This is a genomic window from Paenibacillus popilliae ATCC 14706 (assembly GCF_000315235.1).
Taxonomy (GTDB): Bacteria; Bacillota; Bacilli; order Paenibacillales; family Paenibacillaceae; genus Paenibacillus_B; species Paenibacillus_B popilliae.
In genome coordinates, this window is sequence record NZ_BALG01000078.1 from 1 (window position 1) to 6,031 (window position 6,031).

Here is a 6,031-nt window from a genome sequence, read left to right on the forward strand (position 1 = left end):
TTTAACACCTGCAGCGTGGTCTCGTCCGCATGCAGCACATCCTGCTTCAGCAGATGGCGCCTCATTTCCGCCACAACGGGCAGCAGCCAGTGCTATCTCGCGACGGTCATCATCGATGGTGTCACGTACTTCCCGGCGCGTGCGGTTGCTAACGCAGTAGGCGCGGACATTGCGTGGGACAACAAAAGAAAAACGGCGAAAATGACGACGAAAGAGGCGAGGTAATTATGGATAAAATTGATTGGACGCGTAAACTTGCGAGCTGGAAGTTTTGGGCGCTGGTAGCTGCGCTTGGTACGAGCGTTCTCGTGGCCGTCGGTGCGGGTGAAGAGGCTGTCGTACAAGTAACGGGATTAATCGGCGCGGTAGGTACGGTGGTTGCGTATATCTTCGCGGAGGCTTATATTGACGGGAAACGATCTGACGGGGAGCGTAGCGATATGTACGAGGGCAAACGCGAGGAGAAGGCGGAATGAATAAGACCCTATAGACGTATAAATTCCGTCATGGTATGATATAAATAGAAAAAGGAGCCGTGCAGGAACACGACTCCCGAGCAATAGCCGCTTTAAGAGCGGTCGGCTAGGAAAAGTATAGTCAAAATAGACCGCTACCTATTCCAGTGGGGCGGTCTATTTCTTATGGTTCAAAAGAGCAATGACGACGGTAAAGATTAACGTCAGTAATAGAATAATAAACACACCGAAGTCAATCATAAGCGTCAAAGCGTCTTTTATCTCCATGTGGCATCCACCTCCCTTCCGGGGGCTTAGCCGACCGCACCATAAAGCCTTACTATTGCTCGTCTATCATACCATATATTGGGAAAAGATACGACAAATTTTTGCGAATAGCCAAAAAAATTTGTAGCAAAAAAAAGAAGAGGAGGTCTTATCTTAAACATGAACCAACTGACGATGAAATCAGCCGATTTGACACAGGTTAATATCGACAAAATTGCAGAGCTGTTTCCAAACGTAATCGCTGAGGCAAGAGATGAACAAGGAAAAATCAATCGGGCTATTGATTTTGATCTGTTGAGGCAGGAACTGTCTAACTTTCTTGTTGAAGGGGAAAAAGAGCGGTATCAATTGACTTGGCCCGGGAAGAAAGAAGCAATTCTTCAAGCTAATAGCCCAATTGAAAAGACCTTAAGACCTGTTAAAGAAGACAGTGTAGAATGGGAAAAAACAAAAAACATGTACATTGAGGGGGATAACCTTGAGGTACTGAAGCTTTTGCAGGAAGCGTATCTATGTAAGATAAAATACATATTTATTGACCCCCCTTATAATACAGGAAGAGATTTTGTATATAAGGATGATTTTAGCGAGTCGGTTGAAGGTTATCTTGAGGAATCTGGGCAAGTTGATGCAAATGGTAATCGATTGTTTCAGAATACTGAATCAAATGGTCGTTTTCATAGTGATTGGCTAACGATGATGTACTCTCGAGTTAAGATCGCAAGGAATCTTCTTCGAGAAGATGGGGTCATCTTTATAAGCATCGATGACAATGAGGTTGATAACCTTAGTAAAATATGTGATGAAGTTTTCGGAAGGCAGAATTTTTTAGGGAAAATAATTTGGAAGAAGAAAACTAATGGTAACAATATGGGGGTAATTCCACCCGTACACGATTATATCTGTGTCTATGCAAAAAATATAAATCTATTAGGTGATATCGGATTCCCAGCTGATATTGAGAAAATTCAAAAGGACTATTCCAATCCAGACAATGATCCAAGGGGGCCGTGGACTACAATGGACCTTTCAGCGAATCACAAAGGTCCATATTTCAAGATTATTAATCCGTTAAATGGTGATGAATTCTGGCCCTCAGAAGGAAGGTATTGGGTATTTAATGAAAATGAGGTACTGAAAAGAATTGCTGATGGCAGAATTATCTTTGGGAAGTCAGGTAATGCACGGCCTGTGCAGAAGATTTTCTTAAAAGATAAACAGTTTAAGAAAATTAAAGCTGAGAGCATCTGGGATAATCACGGAATGAACGAGGATGCAACTAAAGAGCTCTGGGATATTCTCGGAGAACCAAAGTTGTTTACACATCCTAAGCCTTCAAAACTATTGTATCATCTAATTAAGTTATCAACTGATTTCGATAAAAATGATATTGTTCTTGACTTTTTCTCAGGATCTGCAAGTAGTGCACATGCAGTAATTAAACTAAATTCTGAAGATCTTGGTAATAGAAAATATATTATGGTTCAAATTCCTGAACAAACAGAGGAATCTTCTGAAGCCTACAAAGCTGGCTACAAAAACATCTGCGAAATTGGCAAAGAACGCATCCGCCGTACTGCCAAGAAGATCAAAGAAGAAACAGGAGCAGACATCGATTATGGCTTCCGGGTGTACAGAATAGACTCTAGCAACATGAAGGACGTATATTACACGCCTGACAAGCTGGGTCAGATGAATTTGGATGATGTAGCATCGAACATCAAAGAAGACCGCACAGGCGAAGATTTGCTTATCCAGGTGATGTTGGAATGCGGATTGGAACTTTCATTGCCTATAGAGACCAAAGAAATTGAAGGCAAAACCGTCCATTACGTCGCTGGGAACTCCTTGATTGCTTGCTTTGATGATGAGGTTTCAGAGTCAGTCATTAAGAAAATCGCAGTGGATCAGCCGCTTCGAGTGGTATTCCGCGATAGTTCTTTCAGCGATGATTCTGCACGTATCAATGTAGAAGAACTGTTCAAGCTACTCTCCTCAAGCACTGAAATTCAAGTGTTGTAAGGACGGTGAGCAGCGATGAAAATTAAGTTCAAACATCAGCAGTTCCAATTGGATGCGGTGAAGAGCATTGTTGACGTATTTCAAGGTCAACCCAACGAATCTTCGCGTTTTACGCTTGATAAAGGTCGGCGGCAGAAAAGTGTGGAAATAGGTGATCTATTTCAACAAACAACTAATGAGTCTGAGTATGGTTTCAAGAACAATCCTATCAAGCTAATTAATCAGGAAGTCTTGAATAACATTCAATCGACACAACGTAACAATGGACTGAAATTGTCTGAACGACTTGAGGGCAAATACAATTTAACGATCGAAATGGAAACCGGCACAGGCAAGACTTACACTTACATTCGCTCAATGTTTGAGTTATACAAAAAGTACGGTTGGAGCAAATTCATTATCGTCGTCCCTTCTATCGCTATTCGTGAAGGTGTGCTCAAGACGTTTCAGATTACCGAAGACCATTTCATGGCGGAATACGGATCGAAGGCTCGTTACTTTGTATACAACTCAAAGCAGTTGCACAACATTGAGCAATTTGCCAATGACGCTGGAATTAACGTCATGATCATTAACTCTCAGGCGTTCGCCGCGAGAGGTAAGGATGCAAGAAGGATTTACATGGAGTTGGATGACTTTAGCTCCCGCCGTCCAATAGATGTCATTGCCAGCACGAGTCCTATTCTGATCATCGACGAGCCGCAATCGGTAGAAGGTCAGAAGACTAAGGAATCGCTCAAGATGTTCAAACCATTGTTTACGCTACGATACTCGGCAACTCATCGGGAAGACTACAACAGAGTGTATCGCCTTGATGCTCTGGATGCGTATAATATGAGGCTGGTCAAAAAGATCAACGTGAAGGGTATATCAGTTAAAGGTACTAGCGGAACGAATAGTTACGTGTACCTTGAAGGTATTGATGTCAACGACAAGCATGCTCCTGTAGCTCGGATCGAGTATGAAAAACGTACCAAGGCCGGATTAACCAAAGTATCAAGGAAGATTAAAACGGGCGATAGACTTTACGATTTATCCGACAATTTAGAGCAGTATAAAGGTTACCAAGTATCCGAAATCAACGGACAGAATAACAGCATCAGCTTCATTAATGGTGTCACCTTGTACGCTGGAGACGTGCAAGGTGATATCAGTGAACTCCATTTCCGGCGAATTCAGATTCGGGAGACGCTGAAATCTCACTTCGAGAAGGAGCGGGTGTTATACCATAAAGGGATTAAAGTGCTCTCGCTCTTCTTCATCGACGAAGTTGCCAAGTATCGGCAATATGATAAAGACGGCAATGAACAGAACGGCGAATATGCTGATATGTTCGAGGAAGAATATATGGAACTCCTGAACGAACAACTGTCACTTTTTGCGGATGATCCGTATATACAATACTTGAATTCGATCCAAGTGAAAGGTACACATAAAGGGTACTTCTCCATCGATAAGAAGAGCAGTCGGTTCGTAGATTCCAAAGTATCTGCCAGAGAAACAGATTCCGATGATGCAGATGCATACCACTTGATCATGAGGGATAAGGAACGTCTTCTCAGCTTCGAGGAACCGACACGGTTTATTTTCTCTCACTCGGCTTTGAAGGAAGGCTGGGACAACCCGAACGTCTTCCAGATTTGCACGCTAAAACATAGCGACTCCACGATCAAGAAGCGTCAGGAAGTTGGACGTGGATTGCGACTGTGCGTGAATCAGTACGGTGAACGGATTGACTCCAGTATTCCGGGGATTGACGTTCATGAGATTAATGCACTAACTGTTGTCGCCAGTGAATCCTATGAGCAATTTGCCAAGCAGCTCCAAAGCGAAATTGCCACAACGTTGTCGGATCGCCCACGCAAGGCAGACAGCGGCTTCTTCTTGGAAAAAGTCCTTGTGAATGCCCGCGGCGAACAATTGAAGATTGATGAGAAACTCGCAACCAAGCTGCAAAATGCATTCATTCGTAACGGCTATACCGATGATGACTACAATCTGACGGATGCCTACTTTGCTGCCATAGAAGAACAGTCTGTCAAACTGCCTGATGAACTGAATGCACATCAAAACCAGCTCATCGAACTTTTCAAATCCATATACGTTGAAGGCAAGTCGGATATGACGAACGATGATCGGAAAAATTCGATTCCATCCATCACTGTGAACAGCAACTTTCACAAGAAAGAATTCAAGGAACTATGGAACCGGATCAATAAGAGATCAGTTTACACGGTTCAGTTCGACTCAGAAGAGTTGGTGTGGAAGTGTGTAGTGGCGATTGATATGATCTTGGACGTACCTTCCGTCCGTTATTCCATTAAGCATGGGGAAATGAACGAGATCGAATCCCGTGATCAACTGAAGCAAGGCGGAGCGTTCATACAGCGGGAAACGCAGACGGAATACGTTCATGGGGCTGCTACATCAAAGATCAAGTACGACTTGATCGGTAAGATGATGGATGAAACGAAGCTCACAAGAAAAACGATTGTGGCTATCTTGAAAGGTATTAAACAGGCTAAATTTTTATTATTCCAGAAGAATCCCGAGGAGTTTATTATTCGGGCCTCTAGACTGATCAATGAACAGAAAGCAACGACCATCATTGAATCGATAACCTATGATGTAATCAATGACACGTTTCATACGGATGTGTTTACGAAGAATACACTTAAGGGGCAACTTGGTCAAAATGCGATTGCTGTTGAGAAACATATCTACGACTATGTGGTGACGGACTCTAAGATCGAGCGTGAGTTCGCAAAAGAGCTAGATACGAGCAAAGAAGTGCAGATTTACGCCAAGCTACCGCGCGGATTCTACATCCCTACTCCTGTTGGCGACTACAACCCGGACTGGGCGATTGTGTTTAAAGAGGGCGATGTGAAGCACATTTACTTTATTGCGGAAACAAAAGGTTCAATGGACTCAATGGAACTTCGGGAAGTCGAGAAGGTGAAGATTGAATGTGCACGGAGGCATTTTGCCAAGCTAAACTCGGATCAATTGAAGTACGATGTGGTCAACAATTACGAGAAGTTATTGGAGATTGTTAAAGGCTAGTAGATAGCTCCTGAAATAACGTTCGTGCCCTGTCAATGTTCCAAACCGTACTTCCAACGGAAAGGCACCGGATTTTCGTTCACTTCCTGGAGGTACAACTCAAGTCGCTCTTTTGTACGAAAATGACACCTTGCACGAAGTAGCAGGATGTAGTTCTTTACCCTGAAATAGAAGGGTTCTGTAAAATGGCACAAAAAAAC

6 protein-coding genes are annotated in these 6,031 nt (G+C 43.1%); 4 read left to right on the forward strand and 2 right to left on the reverse strand.

The genetic code is table 11. The features are described from left to right. The coding region (locus PPOP_RS23985) for a hypothetical protein (protein WP_422730623.1) at positions 1-65 on the reverse strand (65 nt) is incomplete at its 3' end. 43 nt (positions 66-108) lie between these two features. Here PPOP_RS23985 and PPOP_RS23990 point away from each other — a divergent pair. Both PPOP_RS23990 and PPOP_RS07635 read left to right on the forward strand, forming a co-directional pair. Continuing rightward, positions 109-225, forward strand: coding sequence for a stalk domain-containing protein (locus tag PPOP_RS23990; RefSeq protein WP_422730624.1), 117 nt, complete (start codon positions 109-111; stop codon positions 223-225). A 2-nt stretch (positions 226-227) separates the two neighbouring features. Then, positions 228-476: a hypothetical protein gene (locus tag PPOP_RS07635; RefSeq protein WP_006285595.1), complete on the forward strand. Its 249-nt coding sequence runs from the start codon at positions 228-230 to the stop codon at positions 474-476. Positions 477-632: 156 nt separating this feature from the next. On the opposite strand, the gene PPOP_RS23995 is transcribed toward PPOP_RS07635, so the two are convergent. Further along, positions 633-743: a putative holin-like toxin gene (locus PPOP_RS23995; RefSeq protein ID WP_234399722.1), complete on the reverse strand. Its 111-nt coding sequence runs from the start codon at positions 741-743 to the stop codon at positions 633-635. Positions 744-902: 159 nt separating this feature from the next. Here PPOP_RS23995 and PPOP_RS07640 point away from each other — a divergent pair, with 159 nt between their 5' ends. Beyond that, on the forward strand, positions 903-2,765 hold the full coding sequence (locus PPOP_RS07640) for a site-specific DNA-methyltransferase (RefSeq protein WP_006285596.1): 1,863 nt from the start codon (positions 903-905) through the stop codon (positions 2,763-2,765). Between the two features lie 15 nt (positions 2,766-2,780). Then, positions 2,781-5,831 carry a type III restriction-modification system endonuclease gene (locus PPOP_RS07645; RefSeq protein WP_006285597.1) on the forward strand — a complete coding sequence of 1,017 codons (3,051 nt, stop codon included), beginning with the start codon at positions 2,781-2,783 and terminating at the stop codon, positions 5,829-5,831. Positions 5,832-6,031 lie beyond the last annotated feature (200 nt).

Bases quoted from the DNA above. Each gene is read 5' to 3' on its own strand.
- PPOP_RS23995 (WP_234399722.1), bottom strand. From the start codon at position 743: ATGGAGATAAAAGACGCTTTGACGCTTATGATTGACTTCGGTGTGTTT.
- PPOP_RS07640 (WP_006285596.1), top strand. From the start codon at position 903: ATGAACCAACTGACGATGAAATCAGCCGATTTGACACAGGTTAATATC.
- PPOP_RS07645 (WP_006285597.1), top strand. From the start codon at position 2,781: ATGAAAATTAAGTTCAAACATCAGCAGTTCCAATTGGATGCGGTGAAG.
- PPOP_RS07635 (WP_006285595.1), top strand. From the start codon at position 228: ATGGATAAAATTGATTGGACGCGTAAACTTGCGAGCTGGAAGTTTTGG.